This is a genomic window from Kineosporia succinea (assembly GCF_030811555.1).
In the GTDB taxonomy this organism is placed as follows: domain Bacteria; phylum Actinomycetota; class Actinomycetes; order Actinomycetales; family Kineosporiaceae; genus Kineosporia; species Kineosporia succinea.
The window spans coordinates 4,822,097-4,842,652 of sequence record NZ_JAUSQZ010000001.1 but is presented as its reverse complement, the minus strand read 5'-3'; the positions used below and the strand labels follow the sequence as shown (position 1 = coordinate 4,842,652).

Annotated in this window: 17 protein-coding genes and 2 tRNA genes; 11 read left to right on the top strand and 8 right to left on the bottom strand. The window is 69.2% G+C overall.

What is annotated here, in order from left to right; all coding sequences use genetic code 11:
- Positions 1 to 80: 80 nt before the first annotated feature.
- Positions 81 to 1,385, bottom strand: a complete 1,305-nt coding sequence (locus J2S57_RS21060) for an ATP-binding protein (RefSeq protein ID WP_307245651.1) — start codon at positions 1,383 to 1,385, stop codon at positions 81 to 83.
- Positions 1,386 to 2,433: 1,048 nt separating this feature from the next.
- Between J2S57_RS21060 and J2S57_RS21055 the strand changes: the two genes are divergently transcribed.
- The 7 genes from J2S57_RS21055 (at position 2,434) to J2S57_RS21025 (ending at position 8,877) form a co-directional block, all read left to right on the top strand.
- On the top strand, positions 2,434 to 2,685 hold the full coding sequence (locus J2S57_RS21055) for a type II toxin-antitoxin system Phd/YefM family antitoxin (protein WP_307245647.1): 252 nt from the start codon (positions 2,434 to 2,436) through the stop codon (positions 2,683 to 2,685).
- 2,188 nt (positions 2,686 to 4,873) lie between these two features.
- The gene (locus J2S57_RS35395) at positions 4,874 to 5,332 is read left to right on the top strand and encodes an alpha/beta hydrolase (protein WP_370882691.1); all 459 of its coding nucleotides are present in this window, start codon (positions 4,874 to 4,876) and stop codon (positions 5,330 to 5,332) included.
- A 118-nt stretch (positions 5,333 to 5,450) separates the two neighbouring features.
- Complete coding sequence (locus J2S57_RS21045) at positions 5,451 to 6,041, top strand: LppA family lipoprotein (protein WP_307245644.1); 591 nt, start codon at positions 5,451 to 5,453, stop codon at positions 6,039 to 6,041.
- A gap of 96 nt (positions 6,042 to 6,137) precedes the next feature.
- Entirely contained in the window at positions 6,138 to 6,590 is a 453-nt protein-coding gene (locus J2S57_RS21040; RefSeq protein WP_307245642.1) for a hypothetical protein, read from the top strand.
- Between the two features lie 93 nt (positions 6,591 to 6,683).
- Positions 6,684 to 6,756: transfer RNA gene (locus J2S57_RS21035), tRNA-Glu, on the top strand.
- Between the two features lie 12 nt (positions 6,757 to 6,768).
- Positions 6,769 to 6,842: transfer RNA gene (locus J2S57_RS21030), tRNA-Asp, on the top strand.
- Positions 6,843 to 7,041: 199 nt separating this feature from the next.
- Positions 7,042 to 8,877: a laminin G domain-containing metallophosphoesterase family protein gene (locus J2S57_RS21025; protein ID WP_307245640.1), complete on the top strand. Its 1,836-nt coding sequence runs from the start codon at positions 7,042 to 7,044 to the stop codon at positions 8,875 to 8,877.
- A gap of 45 nt (positions 8,878 to 8,922) precedes the next feature.
- Here J2S57_RS21025 and J2S57_RS21020 read toward each other — a convergent pair whose 3' ends face one another.
- Positions 8,923 to 9,534: a TetR/AcrR family transcriptional regulator gene (locus tag J2S57_RS21020; RefSeq protein ID WP_307245638.1), complete on the bottom strand. Its 612-nt coding sequence runs from the start codon at positions 9,532 to 9,534 to the stop codon at positions 8,923 to 8,925.
- An 85-nt stretch (positions 9,535 to 9,619) separates the two neighbouring features.
- Here J2S57_RS21020 and J2S57_RS21015 point away from each other — a divergent pair, with 85 nt between their 5' ends.
- A complete protein-coding gene (locus tag J2S57_RS21015) occupies positions 9,620 to 10,747 on the top strand; it encodes an alkene reductase (protein WP_370882492.1) in 1,128 nt (375 codons plus the stop codon).
- A 144-nt stretch (positions 10,748 to 10,891) separates the two neighbouring features.
- Positions 10,892 to 11,842, top strand: a complete 951-nt coding sequence (locus J2S57_RS21010) for a galactose-binding domain-containing protein (RefSeq protein WP_307245633.1) — start codon at positions 10,892 to 10,894, stop codon at positions 11,840 to 11,842.
- A gap of 52 nt (positions 11,843 to 11,894) precedes the next feature.
- Here J2S57_RS21010 and J2S57_RS21005 read toward each other — a convergent pair whose 3' ends face one another.
- The 4 genes from J2S57_RS21005 to J2S57_RS20990 all read right to left on the bottom strand — a co-directional run bounded on the left by J2S57_RS21005 (position 11,895) and on the right by J2S57_RS20990 (position 13,947).
- Positions 11,895 to 12,434 (bottom strand): GNAT family N-acetyltransferase, encoded by a 540-nt coding sequence (locus tag J2S57_RS21005; protein ID WP_307245631.1) that lies wholly within the window; start codon positions 12,432 to 12,434, stop codon positions 11,895 to 11,897.
- Between the two features lie 44 nt (positions 12,435 to 12,478).
- Entirely contained in the window at positions 12,479 to 13,240 is a 762-nt protein-coding gene (locus J2S57_RS21000; protein ID WP_307245629.1) for a histidine phosphatase family protein, read from the bottom strand.
- Between the two features lie 63 nt (positions 13,241 to 13,303).
- Positions 13,304 to 13,429 carry a hypothetical protein gene (locus J2S57_RS20995; RefSeq protein ID WP_307245627.1) on the bottom strand — a complete coding sequence of 42 codons (126 nt, stop codon included), beginning with the start codon at positions 13,427 to 13,429 and terminating at the stop codon, positions 13,304 to 13,306.
- A 38-nt stretch (positions 13,430 to 13,467) separates the two neighbouring features.
- The gene (locus J2S57_RS20990) at positions 13,468 to 13,947 is read right to left on the bottom strand and encodes an NUDIX domain-containing protein (RefSeq protein ID WP_307245625.1); all 480 of its coding nucleotides are present in this window, start codon (positions 13,945 to 13,947) and stop codon (positions 13,468 to 13,470) included.
- Between the two features lie 282 nt (positions 13,948 to 14,229).
- Between J2S57_RS20990 and J2S57_RS20985 the strand changes: the two genes are divergently transcribed.
- Both J2S57_RS20985 and J2S57_RS20980 read left to right on the top strand, forming a co-directional pair.
- Positions 14,230 to 15,090, top strand: coding sequence for an ATP-binding cassette domain-containing protein (locus tag J2S57_RS20985; protein ID WP_307245623.1), 861 nt, complete (start codon positions 14,230 to 14,232; stop codon positions 15,088 to 15,090).
- Positions 15,087 to 15,818: a hypothetical protein gene (locus J2S57_RS20980; RefSeq protein ID WP_307245620.1), complete on the top strand. Its 732-nt coding sequence runs from the start codon at positions 15,087 to 15,089 to the stop codon at positions 15,816 to 15,818. Before J2S57_RS20985 ends, J2S57_RS20980 begins: the two co-directional genes overlap by 4 nt.
- Before the next feature lie 2 nt (positions 15,819 to 15,820).
- Here J2S57_RS20980 and J2S57_RS20975 read toward each other — a convergent pair whose 3' ends face one another.
- Together J2S57_RS20975 and J2S57_RS20970 are read right to left on the bottom strand one after the other, a co-directional pair.
- The gene (locus tag J2S57_RS20975) at positions 15,821 to 16,204 is read right to left on the bottom strand and encodes a hypothetical protein (protein ID WP_307245618.1); all 384 of its coding nucleotides are present in this window, start codon (positions 16,202 to 16,204) and stop codon (positions 15,821 to 15,823) included.
- 10 nt (positions 16,205 to 16,214) lie between these two features.
- On the bottom strand, positions 16,215 to 20,492 hold the full coding sequence (locus J2S57_RS20970; protein ID WP_307245615.1) for a WD40 repeat domain-containing protein: 4,278 nt from the start codon (positions 20,490 to 20,492) through the stop codon (positions 16,215 to 16,217).
- Positions 20,493 to 20,556 lie beyond the last annotated feature (64 nt).

Genomic DNA, 20,556 nt, shown 5'->3' with positions numbered 1-20,556 from the left:
GAAGCGGTCAGGCCTGAGCCGACGGGCATCGTCCAGTCCGAGCCATTCGAGCCTGCCGCTCAGCGCAGCCGCTTCGAGCATCACGGCCCCAGCAGACCCAGCGGCACTACCGCGATCCCGTCCGGACGACGGTAGGCGGCCGGTCCTGTTGTCAGCACAACCGCGTCAACAAGCTGTTCGCCCAATTCTTCTCGCAGCCACAGCAGGTGCTTCACATCCTCGTAGCCGATGTCACCAGCGAGCTTGACCTCGAAAGCCACCACGGCGCGGTCCAGGTCACGCTCGACGATCAGGTCGACCTCCCGCCGTCCCGAGTCCAGACGCAGGTGCGAGACCGACGCCGGCACGACTTCCGCGAAAACCCTGACACTCATGGTGGCCAGCGACTCGAACAACTGCCCCAGGTACGTGCCGTCTTCAGGCGTGAAGGCCTGTCCCGCACCACGTAGCAGGCTCGCCCGGGTCGCCCCGACGAGGCGAGCAGCCAACGCCGGATCCACCAGGTGATGTTTGGGTGCCTGGGTAAGCCGCTTGAGGTGGTTGCGGCTGGGAATCCAGGGCGGCACCTCGTCGAGAATGCGCAATCGCGTGAGTGTGTCGATGTACGGAAGGGTCGTCGAACGAGCGGGTTTACTCGCGGACCCGCCGCTCGTGGCGTCGCGAATCTTGTCCCAGTTGGTGGTCGTGGAGGCGGCCGCCGCATAGGCGCGCAGCCAGGCCATGAGAGTGGCAGGCCGCCGGACGTTGTGCCCGCCTTCGCTCATGTCACGATCGACGATGCGTTCAACGTAACCGTCGAGCTGGATCTGCAGCGCTCTTGCCGGGAGATGCTGCAGACCGGGAAACCCCGACCTCAGTATCAGGTCGGCGTAGTCCTTCAGACCGAGGACCGAGGCCCCCGCGACGGGAGCGTCGAAGGTGCCCTCGAACAAGGAGGACAAGCTGACGCTCGGAGCGCTCACTCCGCGTTCGGGAAGGGTCAGTGGGCGCATCCGGACCGTGGTGATCCGGCCGGCCCCGGAGTGCGAGCCCGGAGGCGGCGCCGAACCCGTGAGCAAGAACCGACCCGGTTCAGCATCCTCGTCGACAGCATCTCGAACCGCGTCGAAGACACTGGGAACACGCTGGTATTCATCGAGGAGGACCGGTGCCGGACCATCCAGTGCGACCTGCGGATCAGCGTTGACGACGGAAGCCTGGGCCGGACGACTGAGACGCCAGACAGTCTCGGCACGTTGCAGGGCCGTCGCGGTCTTACCGACAGCCTTCGGACCGTCGAGCAGGATCGCCGGAAGGGACGGAAGCAGTTCGTCCAGCAGGTCGTCCACCACGCGGCGCACGTAGCCCGACCTGAAGTCGTGCGTCGACTCGACCTCGCCACCCATCCTCTGCCCCCAAGCAGCTACGCTACATTTCAACCACCTTCTACACTACCATTCGCGCACGTCGCACGATCGGTTTGCGCCACGGCCTCACCGACATCCTGGGCAAGCGCCAAGGATGGACGCCTCTCGTCTCGCCTCCCAGCCACCCGGTCGAAGAACTCCGCCGTTGTCAGCAGATCCCTCGCGACCGCCAGGGCAGCGCGATAGTGGTCCAGCCGTCATTGTCGGGCCGGCAGATTTGGAGCATGGGCAATCCCTCTCGCGTTCGGAGCAGTTCCATTGAGGACGCGCCGGTCGGCTCGATCGCGCCAGTCACCCACGGAGTCAAGGACTTTCGCGGAACGTCTGCAGCAGACTCCAGGCGAAAGTTTCACCGTGGCAACCTCATCGGTACCGGACTTCCGGGAGCTCAGGCCGAATGCGCGCTGTGCGGAGGAACCCTGCCCGAGGATCTGCTCGTGGCCGCGCACATAAAGCCGCGATCACAATGCTCCGAGGCCGAGCGCCTCGACATCCCGAGCATCGCCATGACTGCCTGCCTGCTCGGGTGCGATGCCTTGTACGAGCACGGATACATCACGGTGAGCGCCGCCGGCACCATCCAGGCGGGAAAGAGGTCAGGGCCGCCCACCCTCGGCAACCTGATCGGGCGGCCCGTGGCTTCACACGTCGACAACCGCATCGAGTACTTCGCCTGGCATCGCAGCAGCCACCAGGAGCCACCGTCACGAACGGTACCTGCCCTCTCCTGCTGGCCCACTTCTTCATTCGCAGTGGATGTGAAGAAGCACCTCGGGAACGACGCCATGGTGGACGAGGTGCGGCTCTTCCCTTCCCGACCCGAGACTGCCCTGAATCTGCGCACGGCACTCGCCGAGAGGGCTACGATCGATCCGTTTTTGGACGGTGCACCGAGCCTGCACCGAAAATCGGATTGTCCGATAAGAATCAGGGCTCTCCGTACGGTGTTTGCATGCATCCTTCGCCGGCACTTCCGGACATGTACACGCTTCTGTACAGGTCCTCACCCCACGCGACCAGCATCTCCATGGCCGAAGCGCGCGCCAACCTGCGCGAGTTGCTCGACAACGTGAAGGCGAGCCACGCACGCTATCGAATCACTCGCAACGGGGAAGCGGATGCAGTTCTGATGTCTGTCGACGAGCTGGAGGCTCTCGAAGAGACCCTCGACATTCTCAGTGACCCCGACGAGGTCGCCGCTATCCGCGAGGGCCTCACGGACTTCGAGGAAGGCAATGTGTTCACCATCGCCGAAGTCCGCAAGGAGCTCGGTCCGTGACCTACAAGGTCGTCCTGGCAGGCTCCGCGAAACGCGACCTGGCAAGCTTCCGGAGAAAGTCCTACCTGCGGCCCTGGAGTTCATCGAGGGCCCTCTGACCGAAAACCCCCGCCTGATCGGTAAACCAGTCATCGGTGACCTGCACGGCTTATTCACGGCTCGACTCGATACGTTCAAGATCGTCTACCGCATCACCGAAGCGCTGATCGAAGTGCATGTTGTTCGCGTGAGACACCCCCGCGATGCCTACAGACCGAGCTGAATCGCCCGAGCGGCAAGCGGACTGCTGCGAAGGCCTTCTCATACGCCTCAGGTTGTCCATTCAGTTCGTTCTCGCGCTGCTCACCAGTCGGTCAGGCCCTCACCGAGAGACAATGGCCTGACACACGAGACACCAGGGAGCACGGAATGGCACGAACGAACGGGTCGGCTGCGCGGGGACGGCAGAGCACGGGCCATGGGAGCGCCGACTCATCAGAGCCAGAAGCGCCGGCATCGACTCAGCCGGGTCCGGGGGAACGCGGCCTGCGGATGAGCCAGATGGTCGACACCGAGTACCGCCTGCTCGGCGCTCAGCTTCGCGCCGGCCGGCTGCCGGAGGCCGTGAGGACCTCACGGCGGCTCACCGAACTGGTGGGATCGTTGCGGAACCTCCAGCCCCCGGCTGGACATCGCACGACAACGGCGCCGGCAGCTACCAAGGGCCCCAAGACCGCCCGGCCCCGCAAAGACGGCGGCCGGACGGGCACGACCCCGTAAGAAGACGCTGCCCGCCTGTCATCCGTCACGGGCGGGCGTCCGGCTCCGGAGTGAGGTCACTCGCGAGATCACGGCGCCGATGGTGCAGCGACACTTCGCTCCCCGTCACACGATCGAACCAGTCGGCCACTGCCAGCAGCCCGGCAGCGACCACTCCCTCCTCTGACCAACATGCTCTCGTGCCCCATCTCACAGCCGCTGGCCGTCGGACCCCGGTAGCGTGTTCGGCTCGTCGAGCAAGGCAGGAAAAGGGCAATGCGGGTTGATCCAGCGGATTTGCGAACGGCAAGCGTCAACGCCGCGACGGCGGTGACCGCAGTGATGAGCCTTGACCCGGAACCCGCGTTGACATCGGCCGGCGGAGCAATCGAGGGAGCCCTCAGCAGCACGGCTCTGGCGCAGGTCTCAGCCCGGTGGACGCAGGAATTGTCGTCCTGGTGCACCGCAGCCCGCAGCTACGAGGAGGGCCTGAACCTCGCCGCGGACCGCTATCAGAACACCGATAGGAGCGCGGCGGACTCCCACCGCGGTCATCTACCGGTGGGCATGTGAGCCTGACCTGGAGCCAGGTCAGCAGCTGGAGCACGGACGAACTGGACAGCGCGGAGCGGTACCTGCGCGACATGCAAGAAAAGCTGACCGACGCGGGCCTGGACCTGAACGAGCCTTTCGAGACCTGGCAGGGCGAGGCGTCGAGCGGAGCACGCGTTCAGCAGCTGGCTCTGCGCGAGGCGCTCGAAGACCGGGTGTCGGAGATCGCGGCCGTTCGCCAGGGACTGCGGGATTTTTCGGACGCGGTCCGCGGTGTTCAGGGCCTGGTCACTGATGCCCTGACATACGCGTCCTCAAAGGGCCTTTCGATCAGAACCGATGGGACGGTGGTCGACCATCAGGGCCTCTTGTTACCGGTTCCGGCCACGCACGACTCGGATCTGATCAGGGAGGATCGTGAGCGGGTGGTCGAAGAATGCGTTGCCCTGGTGGAGGAGGCTCTCCGCCGGGCCGACTACACCGATCAGGCCTTTCTCGGGAAGCTGCAGTCGACCGTTCTCAATGGCTGGCTCGCCGGCCAGGATGCGTCGAGCTTCAAGAATGCTGACGACCGGGGACGCGAAGCAGGCGATCTGGGGCCCTACCGTCCCCCCGTCGACAGCGCCTCGGAGGCGCAGAACGCGGCCTGGTGGAAGAGCCTGACCGAGGACGAGCAGGAGAGCATTCTCCGACAGCACCCTGAGTGGCTCGGTAACCGCGACGGCCTGCCGGCGGACGTGCGTGACCGGGCGAACCGTCGACGTCTGCCCATGCTCCAGGCCGAGAACGATCAGGTCATCGACCGCCTCATGCGCGATCACGGGGTCACTGATCCCAGGCTCCTCAGCGTCTTCCCGGACATGAAGAAGGCGATCGAGGTGCGGGACTCTCTCACCGCATTGAGCAAGGTGGACACGAACCACCAGATCATCGGGATCCAGGCCGGGGAGAGATTCGACCACGTGCAGGCGACCCGGACCTCACTGCACTGGGGCATTCATACGGTTCCCTCACCACCGGACTCGCCCTGCAGCAAGCCACGGGCGTGGATGCCGCAGTCATTTTCGGCTCGCCTGGTATCGGCACGTCCGACGCCGGGGACCTCAAGGTCCCTTCCGACATGCTGTCCAACTCGAAGGCGGACGGCGACTGGGCCGCCAAGTCAGGTCTCTTCGGGGGTAATCCAGACAGGAATCCAGACATCACGCAGCTGGAGACCGGCGCGGCGACAAACACGTACGGGGAGTCACTGTCCGGGTCGGACGGGCACAGCGAGTACCAGGTGAACGGATCGACGAGCCAGTGGAACAACGCGGCCGCTATCGCTGGCCATCCCGAAGACCGCATCAAGCGATAGGCGCTCCGTTGTGAGAACAGCACTTTTCCGTAAGCAAGCGCTGCACTGGTGGGGAGGCGCGCTCCTCGCTGGACTGCTCGTCACTGGCTGCGAAGGAGACACGGAGAGAGGCTTGGCAATGACAGACACGTCCGAGGCCGACGCCCATCGGATTCTGGAGTCCCGCCCGACGATCGATGCGGCGGAGATCGACTACAAGGCCTTGATCACCGAGATACGAGACGTCTTCAGCGATCTCGCCCCTGACCTGACCTGGCCGGAAGGCGAGATCGAACCCTACGAGGGCGGCACCTTCTGCGAAGACCCCTTCGCCAACCTCAGCGATGCGTGGTCCCGGATCTACCGTGGGCCGTCCGAGGGGGCGATCCGGGATGATCAGTGGCCGGCGGCCGAGAAACGGATCCTGAGTGTCGCGAAGGACTACGGCTTCACGGAAGTCGTGTCGAAGAGCCATCGTCCCGGGCTGCACATACTCAGCATCAAGGGGAAATGGGGCGAGATCCTGGACATCTCGAGCGCGGCCAACACAACGCTGACGCTCTACGGGGGTTGCTTCATCGATCCGGACAAGACGCCGTGGACCCTGGCTGATCCTCCGCCAAGCGCCACGAGACTCCACAGAACCGGCCGGAGCCGCGCCCGAGGAGCGGGAACGTCCGGACGCTCGAAGACCCGTTTCAGCGCGCACCCGGATCGTCGGCCCTGGTAACTCCTGAGGCGCCCGTCACCATTGGGACTAAACTCCCGGCATGTTCGATTTCCGGTCACCCGCACGCCCGACCAGCCCGATCGAAGGGCTCCTCGCGTGCCGGTGAACAGGCAGAACGTCAGGGCCCTGATCTCGGCCTTCCTGCCCCTGCGCCGCAAGGAGCTCGGCGTCCTGCTCGCCAGTCTGTCGGAGGACGAGGTCGAGGACGATCTGCGGGTCGCCGTCGCGGCCGCGGGCGGCAGCGTCGTGTTCCACCTGTTCGTGGACACGGAGGAGCCGTACGACTGGAGCCGGTTCCACAAGATGATGATGCGCCGGCTGCGTCAGCTGCCCGACCAGGACCTGTGGAAGGTCGAGGCCGTCGTGCAGGGGCTGTCGGGCGACACCCGGGCCTTCGAGGGCGTGTCCGACGACGATCGGCTGCAGATCTCGCTCGCCGTGCTCGAGTCGGCCGCCGCCCTGGTTCCCGAGGACGAGCTCGCTCAGCTCGCCGAACGGGCTGCGATGCGGGCGCTCGCGATGGAGAACGTGTTCCTGGCTGGGCGCTGATCGTTGGCTCCTCGAACACCATTTTGGAGAACCGGCCCTCCATCCCGTAAGCTTCCACAGGTCCACGACGGGAACAACCGCCGTGAGTCGCAGGCCCCCATCGTCTAGCGGCCTAGGACGCCGCCCTCTCAAGGCGGTAGCACGGGTTCAAATCCCGTTGGGGGTACGCATCACGTAAGGCCCTGTAGCGCAGTTGGTTAGCGCGCCGCCCTGTCAAGGCGGAGGTCGCGGGTTCAAGTCCCGTCAGGGTCGCAGTATCGCTTCAGAAGGCCGGGCCCCATCCCATCGGGCCCGGCCTTCTACGTTCAGGCGCAGCTGCCATCAGGCCACGTCACCCCATCGCCGCGAGACTTCTGCGCCGAAACGACCATAGTTACCCTTTGCGCCACTATCCGGCCATCTGCGCCGGGGACAGTCGGGCCGTCCACCCCCGAATCTGTCTGGAGATCTCATGGCCCAGCCTGAAGGCCGGATCCCTGTCACGCGCCGCACCCTCCTGCGGGGCGCCGTCGCCGCTCCGGCCGTCACCCCGCTCCTGGGTGCCGCGAGCGCCGACGCGACCACCACGTCCAAAAGCAGTTTCGACACCACCACCGATCGCTTCGCGATCGCCGTTCTGCCTGACACGCAGTACCTTTTCGACGCCGACAGCTCCGACCCGGAGCCGCTGCGGGCCACGTTCCGCTACCTGGTCCAGGAGCGGGCGGACGCGAACATCGCGTTCATGACGCACCTCGGCGACATCACCGAGCACGGCACCGACGCCGAGATCAAGCTGGCGTCGAAGACGTTCACGATGATCGACGACAAGGTGCCGTACAGCGTCCTGGCCGGCAATCACGACATCGACGGCTCGCTCGACGACCAGCGCGGCGACTCCCCCTACCTGCAGGCTTTCGGGCCGAAGCGGTTCCGCAAGCAGAAGACGTACGGCGGCAGCTCCCCTGACGGGTACAACAGCTTCCACGTGATCACGGCCGCCGGACGGCAGTGGCTGATCCTGGCCCTCGACTGGCGTGCCTCCGACAAGGGCCTGGCCTGGGCGCAGTCGGTGCTCGACGCGCACCCGCACACCCCGGTCGTGCTGACCACCCACGACCTCGTGGCGGCGGACGACGACGGCCGGGCCGAGCTCTCCGGCAACGGGCAGCGGTTGTGGGACAAGCTGATCCGCGGCAACGACCAGATCTTCCTCACCCTGAACGGCCACTACTGGCCGCCCGGACGCACCGTGCTGACCAACGACGCCGGCCACCCCGTCCACGCGCACATCACGAACTACCAGGACCGCTACTACGGCGGCGCCGGCATGATCCGGATGTACTCGTTCGACCTGGCCCGCAACGTGATCGACGTCGAGACCTTCTCCCCCTGGTTCCTCGACGCCGCCCCGGACAGGCGCACCCAGCTGGGTGCCGAGACCATCGAACTGACCGGCCCGACCGACCGTTTCAGCGTCGAGTTCGACTTCGGCGAGCGGTTCCCGTCCAAACCGCAGGCGTCCCGTCCGGCCTCGGCCGTGCTGACCCGGGGAACGGTGGCGTACTGGCGCTTCGACAAAGAAGGGCTCGGCGCCACGGGAACCGTGAAGGCGGGAACCGTCGCGAAGGACCTCACCGGCAAGGGCAACGACCTGACCGTGCGCATCCTGCACAACAGCAGCGCCGACGTGCTGACCTGGTCGGACGAGCACCACGAGGGCCAGCCCGCCCACGCCAGCCTGCGGTTCGACGGCGGCCAGAACCCGAACCGCGGCGCCGTGCTGGAGACCGGGGCCAGGGCGCCGATCAACAGCCTGACGTTCCAGGACGGGTACACCATCGAGGCGTACCTGAAACTGCCCGACCCGTTCGAGGGTTCGCACGCGTGGATGGGCATCCTCAGCTGGGAGGGTCGCGCCGGGGACGCGGGCAAGACCAACGGCTACTCGCAGGACGAGGCTCCGGTGTCGCTCAACGTGTCCGGCGAGCGCTTCCTTCAGTATGCGGTGTATCCGCACGTGCAGAACGCGCAGCCGACGTCGTGGAGCCACGCGATCCCGGTGGGTCGATGGACACACGTGGCGATCGTGAACGACGGGAAGCGCACGATCGTCTACGTGGACGGGTCGCCGATCGCGCGGAACCCGAGCCAGGCGTCCACCGGTATCGCGACGCTGGGCAAGCCGTTCGCGCTGGGGGGCACGCAGTCGTCGGAGACGTTCGGGCAGGGGTACTACGGCTGGCTGGGTGACGTGCGCATCGTCAGCCGGGCGCTGAGACCGCGGGAGTTCATGACGCCGGCCTGAGCTGCTCGAGGACGCGCCGGGCCGGCTTTCGGGGAGGCCGGCCCGTCAGTTCTCGAAGACGTTCATGGCCCGATCGAGCAGTTCGGCGAGGGGAACGGCGCCGTCGCACGCGCGCCACGTGTGGTGCGCGGCGTTGAGGCTCTCGATCGCGCAGGCCACCATCATCCGGGGACGCGGGTCCTGCTCGGCGGGGATGTCACCGGTCATGCGGGCGGCCACGGCGGGGATGAGCAGGCGCTGCCATTCGCCCTGCTTCTCGCGCTGGCGGGACTTCATCGTGGGGTTGGCCTCGAGCATGCTCTCGAAGTCCAGACGACGCTGGACGTCAGCCTCGTGGATGTCGGTGACGAGGCCCAGCGCCCGGTGCAGCGAGCGCCACGGGTGCTCGTCGGCGGGCCGGGCGGAAAAGGCCTGCAGCAGGCGGGGTCCGAGCTCGTCGATCCAGGTGAGCACGACGTCTTCCTTGGTGCCGAAGTAGCGGAAGAACGTGGTGCGGGACAGCCCGGCCTCGGCGGCGATCTGGTCGACCGTGGTGTTGGAACAGCCCTGCTCGGCGAACAGCCGTGTGGCGATGCTGGCGACCTCGTCGCGCATGGCCCGCCGGGTGCGTTCGCGCAGTGTCCCGGTGGCGCGCGGGTTGTCCACGTCGTCACTCATGTCCCACAGCTTACTCGGTACCAGGGTGGTACTCAGTGCCAGTTGGGGTTAGAGTCCCTTTCGTTGACCGCGTGCCAGAGCCGCCATGCGTCATCCCCCGGCCCTCGAAGCAAGAAGGAATCCCGTGACGCACGCATCCGAGAAGCTCTTCAGCCCGGTCACCCTCGGAGCCGTCGAGCTGAGCAACCGCATGGTCATGGCGCCACTCACGCGCGTGCGCGCCGGTGAGTCCGGCGTCCCCAACGACCTGCACGTCGAGTACTACAGCCAGCGGGCGTCGCTCGGGCTGATCGTCACCGAGGGCACCTTCCCGATCCTCGAGGGACGCTCCTGGATCGGTCAGCCGGGCATCGAGACGGCCGAGCAGATCGCGGGCTGGCGCCGGGTGGCCGACGCCGTGCACGCGGCGGGCGGGCGCATCGTGCTGCAGATCATGCACGGCGGACGCATCTCGCACCCGTCACTGACGGGTACCGGCCGAACCGTGGCCCCGAGCGCGATCGCGGCCCCCGGCGAGGTCCGGGTCGCCGACGGCAGCAAGGCCGAACTGCCGGTTCCGGCCGCCCTGACGCTCGACGAGATCCGGGGTGTCGTCGACGGTTTCGTCACGGCGTCCCGCAACGCGATCGAAGCCGGCCTGGACGGCGTCGAGATCCACAGCGCCAACGGCTATCTCGTGCACCAGTTCCTCGCGACCACGTCGAACACGCGCACGGACGCGTACGGCGGCAGCCCGGCGAACCGGGCCCGTCTGTCGGTGGAGATCCTGACCGCGGTCGCGGCCGCGATCGGGGCCGACCGCACGGGCCTGCGGATCTCCCCCGAGCACAACATCCAGGGCGTGATCGAGGATGACGCCGAGGACCTGGCCGCCACCTACACGGCGCTCGCCGAGGGGCTGGCACCGCTGGGGCTCGCGTTCGTCGACATCCTGCACGCCGACCCGACCGGCGACCTGGTGCAGCAGTTCCGCAAGAGCGTGCAGGCGCCGGTCATCGTCAACAGCGGCTTCGGCGTGGTCACCACCCGTCAGGAGGCGTTCGACCTGATCGAGGGCGGGCACGCCGAGGCGGTGGCCATCGGGCGCCCGGTGATCGCGAACCCCGACCTGGCTGTGCGCTGGGCCCGTGACGCGGCCGAGAACGCGCCGGACGCGAGCACGTTCTACGGCGACAGTGCGGCCGGTTACACCGACTACCCCACCCTGGACTGACCGCGGCCGTGTTCCGGGGCCCAGTCGGCGTCCCGGAACCGGGCGGCCTCCACCCACCAAGATCCGCTCCCAATCGCGTCCGTCAACCTGCCACAATGCCGTGTCAGTGACGATTGGCCCGACATGTCACCTGGGAGCACGCACGTGGAGAGCAACAACCCGACGCCGCATCGGCCGACCGTCGAGTACCACCTGGACGAGCCGCAGGAGGTGGCACCCTCCCCGGGGAGCCACGTGCGCCTCGGCGGTCTCGGGGTCACGGTGTGGTCGATCGTGGCCGTGGTCGCGGTGCTCGTCGGGGGTGTCTTCGCTGTTCAGTGGGCCACCCGTTCCGACGACTCGTCCTCCCAGAACTCGTCGCTGGCCGGTCTGGACGTGCGGATCCCGCAGCCGAACGCAACCGCGTCCGACGCTCCCAGCCCGTCCGCGCACCCCTCGGCGACCACGTCGGCCAAGGCGACCGTGTCGTCCACCATCGCCGCCACCCCGCAGGGACAACCGTCGGTGACTGCGCCCACGAGCGGTAGTGGCGGGCAGGCCCCGAGCGGTTCGGGCGATTCGGCCGGCTCTGGTCAGCAGGCACCGGTCGACCGGCCGACGACGAGCGCGCCGGTGAGCGAGGCGCCCGTCGAGACGACCCCCGAGGACGAAGAGCCGGATCCGGTGGACGCACCGAATCCCCTGCTCGACCTCATCGCCGGGCATCTCGCGAAAGTCAGCAGCCAGGGCTGGAATCTGGTCGCCGGCAACATCACCGACGGCGACCCGGAGACGTACTGGGAGGGTGGTCTGGGCTTCCCGCAGACGGTGACGGTCGATCTCGGCGAAAGTGCTTCGGTGGGGCGACTTGTGCTGTCGTTGCCGCCCAATATGGGCTGGCACAGCCGTACTCAGACGATCGCGGTTCAGGGCAGCCCGGACGGCCGGTCGTTCTCGACGCTCAAGAGCGCGGCGACGTACACGTTCGACGGCAAGGCCAACCAGGTCACCATCACGTTCACGCCGCAGGAGACGCGGCATCTGCGGCTGCGGTTCACCGGTGGGGTCGGGTGGTGGACGGCTCAGCTGTCGGGGTTGTCGGCACACGCGTCGTGAGGGATGTGGTGCTTTCGGTCATCGATGACCGAAAGCACCACACCCGCGCGCCTCAGGGCCTTTCGTCGTCCGACAGGATCGCGAACTGCAACGAGTCCCGCCAGCCGTCACGCAGTTTCATGTGCCGGCGGCTGAGCCCCTCGCACTGCAGACCGACCTTGCGCAGCACGGCCTCCGACGCCTTGTTCTCCGGGTCGCAGGTGGCCTCGATCCGGTTCAGGCCGAAATGCTCGAACGCCCAGGTCACCAGCGCACGGGCCGCCTCGGTGGCATACCCCTGGCCCCACACGTCGCGCCGGTAGACGTAACCGAACTCGGCACGCCGGTGCTGCTCGCTCAGCAACCGCAGCTCGATGCCACCGATGACCTCACCGGTCTCCGCGAGCGTCACCAGCTGGTTGAACGAGGTGCGCGCCGGGTCGGCCAGGACCGCGAGCTGCTCCTCGACGAACCTCTGGCTCTCGGCCGGGGTGTTCGGACCCCAGACCATGAAGCGGCAGACCTCCGGGTCACCGGCGTAAGCGTGCACACCCGCGGCGTCGTCAGGGGTGACGTTTCTCAGTATCAGCCGGGCGGTGCGCAATTCGCTCATGGCCGAACGGTAGCCAATGGTGGACGGTGTGGTCGCCTGAGTTTTCAGTTGGAGATGTCCGCGGGGTCGAGATGGTCGACCCGGTTCACCCATTCCGTGATCGCTTCGTCGGGGCCGAGCCGCAGTGACAGGTGACCGGCATTGTCCACCCGAAAACGCCGCCACGGCTCGGTTTCCAGACCCAGGGCGGCGGCGAGAACGAACTGGGCGAAGAACTGGTGACTGACCACCACGACCACGTCGTCGGCCTGATGGGCCCGGAACAGCGTGGTGAGCATGCGGCGGGCACGGGGCAGGGCCTCGTCGGGACTGACCTCGAAACCGCCTGACCAGGGCTGGTCGTCGGCCGGGAACAGACCGGGCGGCGCCTGCACGGCGCCGCCGAGGATCTGCAGCTCGGGCAGTGTCGCACCGGGCCGCGCCGAGCGGGTGCCGACGCTCAGGTCGATGTTCTGGATACCGCCGACCTCGTAGGCGTCGGGCTGCAGCACGACGGGCAGGCCGCTGACCTCGGCCAGCGGACGGGCCGTCGCCACGGCGCGGGACATCGGGCTGGCGTACAGGTGCGTCGGGGCGAAGGGCAGACGCCCGGCCTTCAGTGCCTCACCGAGCGCCTGGGCCTGCCGGGTGCCGAGGTCGGTCAGCAGCGGGTCGGGCACGCGACCGCGGTAGACGGAGAGCTCCTCGGCGATCCGGTCGGCTTCGTCGTCGGGCTCCTCGCGGGGCTGCGCCTGCTGCCGGGCGGTCGCCGCGATGAACGCGGCGTTGTTGGCGGACTGACCGTGCCGCACCAGAACCAGCTGCATGCCGGCAAGTCAAGCACAGCCGGCGCCGGCCGGGCGGCGAAATCCGGCCCGGCGGCGATGTACTCAGCCGCAGACCGATCCGCCCAGGCCCGTTCCGCGCCCACCGGCGAACACGGCGGGGCAGATCGCGACCCGGCCCGCCCGGCCTGCCCGGCCGAGGGCCGTGATCAGGCGGCCGAAGTGCGTCATCACCGCACCGATGTCACCCGATCCCGGATCAGCGCCGGTCAACCGGGCCGGTCGCCACCCGGACGTCGGCGGCCGTGCTCGGCGTAGAGGCTGAGGCCGGCCTCCTGCGCGCGCCAGGCCACCTCCAGACGCCGGGCGAGGCGGTCGACGACGAGGCCGGGCAGGTCGGCGAGCTCGACGAAGCGGGCCTCGCTGATCTCGTTACCGTCCACCACCAGGGCGTCGGCCTCGGCGGGGCGCAGGACGCCGCCGTCGAAGACGAAGAGGAGCTTGTCGCCGTGGGGCGGGGCGGGGGCCCAGTCGACGACGAGAAGACGGCCGGTGGGGCGGTCGAGGCCGATCTCCTCGCGGAGCTCGCGGGCACAGGCGGCGGCCGGGCTCTCGTCCGGCTCGACGAAACCGCCGGGCACCTCCCACCCGTCCTTGTAGGTGGGTTTCACCAGGAGCAGGCGAGTACCGCCGTCGGTGATGAGGGCCCCGGCGCCGGTGACCGGGCGGGCGACGGGAGGCAGCGACATGCTCCGACCGTAACCTGGATCACATTCATCGGGGCGCGTTCGTGACAACCGGAACGGTGCCTTCGAGCGTGTTGTCGGTCAGGTGGGGCCGGCCGGGGGAACGGGACCGGCCCCACCCGAAGATCCCGCCCGGCGACCGGCCGGATCGGTACAATTCCGGCGCGGCTCGCGAGATCGACGACAGGGCAACACCACCGCCGCCGGAGACATCGCAGCCGAAGGAGCAGTCCCCTGAGCATCAGCGCCCGGCACCTGAACAAGGAGTTCGACGGGGTCCACGCCGTGAACGACCTGTCGTTCGACGTGCATCCGGGCGGCGTCACCGGCTTCCTGGGCCCGAACGGCGCCGGCAAGTCGACCACCATGCGCCTGATGCTCGGCCTGGTGCGGGGCGAGGGCGTCACCACGTTCGGCGGTCGCCGCATCGACCAGCTCCACCAGCCTCTGCGCACCGTCGGGGCCATGCTCGACCCGACCGCGCACAACCCGCGGCGCAGCGCCCGGGCTCACGTGCGCATCTTCACCGCGGCGGCCGGAATGAAGCCCCGCCGGGCCGACGAGGTGCTCGCCCTGGTCGGCCTGAGCGACGTGGCTTCCCATCCCAGCGGCGCGTTCTCCCTCGGCATGCAGCAGCGCCTGGCCCTGGCGGCGGCGCTGGCCGGCGACCCCGAATACCTGGTCCTCGACGAGCCGGCCAACGGTCTCGACCCGCAGGGCATCCGCTGGCTCCGCGACTTCCTCACCGCCCTGACCGACGAGGGCCGCACCGTGCTGCTGTCGTCGCACCAACTGGCCGAGATGGCGCAGACCGCCGACCAGCTCATCGTCCTGGGCCGCGGCCGCATCCTCACCGAGGGCCGGCTCAGCGAGTTCGTCGGGCAGTTCTCGCGCCGCGGCGTGCTGGTGCGCTCACCCCAGATCGAGCGCCTGGCCGAGTGCCTGCAGGTCAACGGTTTCGGCCCGTTCTCCGCCGAGGGCGCCGACGGCCTGGTGATCGACGGCGAGGCCGGCACCGAGCAGATCGGGGAGCTGGCCGCGCACTACGGCGTGGTGCTGCACGAGCTCACGGCCCGCACGTCGACGCTCGAGGAGGCCTTTCTGCACGCCACCGCCGGCAGCGTCGACTTCGAGGCCTTCTCGTGAGCGCGACGCTGGCCATGGAGACCCGCCGCATGACCACCCTGCCCGCGGTCTGGTACCTGGCCCTGATCGCGATCGGCCTGGGGGCACTGGTGTCCGCGTTCGTCGCCTCGACCCCCGATCCGGGCCCCCTCAGCATCGAGAACACCCATCGGGTGCTGACGGGCGGTTCGTCGTCGTCGCTGCTGTCGTTCGTCGGGCTGCCCCTGCTGTTCGCCGCACTGACCTCGGTGACCGAAGACACCCGTCACAAGCTGGCTTCCGTGCTCCTGGTCGCCCAGCCGCGGCGCGCCCGTCTGATGGCCGCGCGCCTGGTGCTGCTCACCGGCATCGCTCTCGTCGCGGGCCTGGTCCAGATGCCGTTGTCTCTGCTGGTCAGCGTGATCCTCGGCCGCATCCCGGAGCCGAGCGCGATCCCCGCCGCGGTTCCCGGCCACCTGCTCGCGCTCGTCGCCCTGACCTGGGCCGGCGCGGCCCTGGGCTGGATCACCGGCTCGGCGGCGGCCGCGGTCGGGGTGGTGCTGGCCGATCTGCTGTTCATCGAGCCGATGGCCGCGGTCGCCGGAAACTTCTACTCGCGCAACGACCTCGAGAACTACACGCGTTATCTGCCGTTCACCGCGGCCCGCGACGCTGTCACCCTCGACCCGGTAGGGCTCATCACCACCACCCTCTACGTCACGTTGCTGCTGACCGGTGCCTGGCTGATGGTGCGCACCCGCGACTACTGAGCTCAGTGGGCCGACTGGAAGCCGAGCTTGACCAGCATCTCCATGATTTCCATGGCCTCGTCGGCGTTCTCGATCGGCACCGTGCTCGGGTAGGGCTTGCAGATCAGGTCGACCCCGACCTCCGACCACCGCCGGGTGAGCACCTCGCCCTGCACGATGATCGCCCGGTCGGGCCGCTGCGTCGTGGCGATGAAGGTCTCCCCCGTGCTGGCGGCGTTGACCCCCATGATCTCGACGTCCTTGCCCATCAGGGCCACCAGGTCTCCCGGCCGGGGCACCTCCGAATACGGCTCGGCCAAGGGCTGGTAGAACGCGCTGTTTCGCGGCGAGCCGTCGTGCGCGACGTACTCCACGACGACCTGAACGGACATCTGACGCTCAGTCATATTCGGTAGCCTAGCGTTGCCGGCAGGGTGAGTGGGCGAGGTCGAGGCCCAGCGAACGCCAGTCTTCGTCGGCGAAGTCCCCGGACAGGTCCGCGCAGATCCGGGCGACCGCCTCGTCCGGATCGAGGGTCCAGACCCCGGCCAGGCCGTCGGCACCGGTGCTGTAGAGCGTCGTGCCGTCGGCCGAGAACGCGACCCGGTTGACGCCGAGTGTGTGGCCCGTCAGCTCCGCGCGCAGTTCGCCCGTGACCGGGTCCCACAACCGCACCACGTCGTCCGCGCTCGAGATGCTGGCGACGGTGGCACCGTCGGGCGAGAAGGCCAGGTCGCGAACGGAACCCGAGTGGTGGCCGAAGGTCTTGGTCAGGGCCCCGGTGCGGGTGTCGAAGAGCCGGATGCGCCCGTTCGCACCGGCCAGGGCGATCGTCGCACCGCCGGGGGCGAACGCGGTGCGGGTCGCACCCTCGTTACGCGGCAGATCGATGGTCCGGTACGGCTTCCCGTCCGGGTCGGCCAGGTCGGTCAGGTGGTACAGCAGCACCCGGGCCTGCTCGCCGCTGGATCCGTCGACGGAGTCGAGGAGCACGGCGACGTCGTCACCGTCGGGGCTCGGCGTCATCGTGATTCCGTAGCGGTCGCGGAACGTGTGGGTCGCGACCGGTTCGAGGGTCGAGGCGTTCCAGACCTGCACCCGCGAGGGCACCTTCAGGTCGTCGGCGACCTTCAGGATCGGGCCGGTGCCTGCGACCAGCAGGGAGTCGGTGAGCACCAGGTCGGGCACCTGCCGGCCCGGCCCGGCGTTCAGCGTGGCCCGCCGGCGACCGTCCGCGCCGAGCACCATGATGTCTCCGGTGTCGCTGCCCGAGGCGACGGCACCGTCGCGTGCCCCGGCCAGCGCCAGGATCGTGCCCCGGCCCTGGGCCAGCTTTCGGGCCGGCTGCCCCGGACCACCCACCTTCCAGACGGCACCGGCCTCGTCACCGACGACGAACCGGTTGTCCTGCGCCCGGACGGCGACGAGGCCGGTCTCCGACGGATGCACCCACTCGGTGTTCCAGCGGATCAGCATCGTGCTCGTCTGGCCCGCCGCGGCCAGGAGCGGGCCGTCGTCCATCGCGGCCACGTCGAAGATGGCCCCGGCCCCCCGGTCGGCCGAGGAACCGAGGAACGCCGAGCCTGACCACTGCCGCCGGTCCAGCTCCCAGACGCGTACGTAGCCGCCGCCGGAGATCAGCACGAAACGGCCGCTGGGCGAGTAGGTCACGCTCGAGACGGCGGCGATCTCCACGTCCGCGGTGGCGATCTTGCCGTGGGAGGCTCCGGTGCGCGCATCCCGCAGCACGACCTCGTCGGAGTCCCCGAATCCCACGGCCAGCTCGCCCCGGCGGGAGAAGTCGATGCGTGACGGGGCGCCGGACGTCGCCGCGAAGTGCGAGACGACCCGCCCGGAGCTCAGATCGAGCAGTTTCACCTCGGTGTCGCGACCGGGCAGGTGGCGCACGGTGACGGCCAGCCGCTGATCGGCGCGGCTCACGGCCAGCCCGGAGACGATCCGGTCGGCTGCGAGCGTCAGATGAAGGCGCTGCCGCTCGCCGTCGGTCACGCTCCAGCTCCCGACCTCGAAGAGCTCGTCGCGCGAGGTCATCAGCACCATCGAGGAGTCCGAGTCCCAGGCCGTGAAGAAGTGCGCCGGGAACGTGCGCACCTGACGACCGGAGGCGACCTGCCAGATCCGCACCTCCTGACCGGCACCGGCCGAGACCATCGACCCGTCCGGGGAGAAGTCGATCTGCCAGATCGTGCCCTCCAGAGTGCCCAGGTCGTGGGCGATCTCGTGGGTCTGGTTGTCCCACAGCCGCACCGAGCCGTCCTGCCCACCAGTCACGGTCCAGCGCCCGTCAGGGCTCAGGGCGACCTGGTTCTGCCAGCTCCGGGTGGCCAGCGCTCCCGCGTGCTCGAGCATCTGGGCGCTCAGCAGCGCACTGCGGGCCTCCTGGGTGTGGGACTCACCCCAGCCGTGCACCGCCAGCAGCTTCGCCCGGCGCGGATCGGTGCCCGCGAGCTGCGCCGACTGGGCCGCGAACCGCTGCGACTGCGCCATCGCCGTCTGCCGCCGGGCCGCCTGCCCCTGCGAATAGGCGTATCCACCGGCGGTGATCGCGGCGACGAGAAGCACGACGAGGGACGCGGCGAGGCGCCTCAGCCGCCGGGTGCGGGTGCGTTCGGTGGTGAGTTCGTGCTGGGCCGCGCCCACCGACGTCTCGATGAACTGCCGCTGCTGCCAGGTGAGGTCGTCGCGCTCGGCCGCCCAGTCCTGGGCCGCCGTCAGCCGCGCTCCCCGGTACAGGGCGCCCGGGTCGTGCGCGTTCGCGGCCCAGTAGTCGGCGGCCTCGGTGAGTTGCTGCTGCAGCTGCAGGTTCTCACGTTCGGCGGCGACCCAGCCGGCCAGGCGGGGCCAGGCCCAGAGCAGGGCCTCGTGCGAGATCTGCACACTGCCCGCGTCGGCCGTCATCAGCCGCCGCTCGATCATCCAGGTCAGCCAGCGACCGGCCGGCTCGGGACGGGGCACCGCGCGGCGCGTCACCTCGCGCCCGGTGACGACCACACCCCGCAGCAGCAGATGCCGCAGCTCGCGTCGCTCGGGGACGGTCAGGCGCTCCCAGACCTCTTCTGCCTCCTGCGTCACCGCGCCACTGATGCCACCGCTGGAGCGGTAGGCGTCGACGGTCAGGTCGCCCGGGGCCACGCGCCGGTCCCAGGTGGCCCTGAGCGCGTGGGCCAGCAGCGGCAGCGAGCCCGGGTCGTACGTGCCCTCGCCACCCACCCCGAGGTCGGCCAGCAGCAGTTCGACCAGCGCCGGTTCGACGCCCACCCCGACCCGCCCGGCCGGCTGCAGCACGGCCTGGCGCAGCCCCTCGGGCGTCATCGGCCCCAGCACCACCTGGTCGCCGGGAAGGTGCCCGGCCAGCTGGTGCAGGCGCACGCACCGCTCGTAGAAATCGGCCCGCACCGAGATCAGCACCAGCGCCGGCGCCGCGTTCACCAGGGCGGTCACGAACTCGTCGCGGTGCTGCTCGCTGACGGTCGCGGTGTCGAAGACCTGCTCGAACTGGTCGACCACGATCAGCAGCTGCCCGGGGGTGGAGGCGGTGAAGGCGCCGAAGTGCTCGGGCTTGCCGAGCAGGGAGTCGATGCCGGAGGCCGCCCCGACCCGCCCGGCCAGCTCGAGCAGGGGACGCACCCGGCGGGAACTCGTCGCGTCCGGCGCGTCCGTACGCCCGGTCGGGGTCATGACCACGACCTCCCAGGCCCGGGCCCCGGCCCGCTGGGCCTCCTCGCGGCGCAGCGCGGGCACGACCCCCGCCCGCAGCAGCGAGGACTTGCCCACCCCGGACACCCCGACCAGCAGCAGCGGGCCCCGCGGCGCGTGGGCGGCCTGCGTGATGCGCCCGACGAGCTCGTTGACGACATCGGCCCGGCCGGTGAAGAAGTCCGCGTCGCGCGCCTGAAAACTGTTCAGGCCCGGGTAGGGACAGACCTCGAGGCCGGGCCGCACGAGGGCCCCGTCGGCCGGGACGGCCCCGGCCGCGCCCCGCCGCACGCTGGTGACCAGATCGGCGAACAGGCCGGTCATGGCGACCAGCTGCTCGTGGGCGCGGTCGTTCTCCTGCCGCTGCTGGGCGCTGTGCGCGGCCAGTTCGTGCTGGAGAGTGCCGAGCGAACGGACGACGTGCTCACGGAAGCGCTCGAAGTCACCTCCCAGCCCGGAGACCGCGATCAGCACCTCGCGGGCGACGCCGGCCGAGGACTCCCCCGACTGCTGCAGCGCCGCCTGCACGGTCGTCTCGACCGCGCCCACCGCCTCCAGGAGGGTGGCGACATCGGCCCGCAGCGCCTGGGACGTCTCCAGCCGGGCCGCCAGCTCCTGCTGCAGCGCCTGGCTCCACTCCTGCTCGGAGGCATCGTCTTTCAGCCGTTCGGCGGCCGAGGCCAGGGCGTCGGGCAGGAACCCGCTGCTGAGCCCGCTCACCCCCTGGAACACCGCCGCGAGGTCGCCGCCGGCGGCCGAGACGACCAGCGGCGCGATCGACGAGGCGGTCAGCCCGGCCACGAGCGCCCACGGCCCGGCGGCCCGGGTCGCGTCACCGGCCCCCAGCATCCAGCGCCGGATCCCGCCGCGCGCGGCCTCCTTCGCGGCCTCGGCCCCCGGGGAAGACGCGCCGCCGGCCTCGACCACCCGCAGGTCGTCGAGGCCCTCGCGCTGACGCTCGTCCTGGCCCTGACTCAACGCCCACCCCCGTCACGCACCGGTCCCCCGACCGGCAAGATCCACATTGTCCCAGCCGACGGGG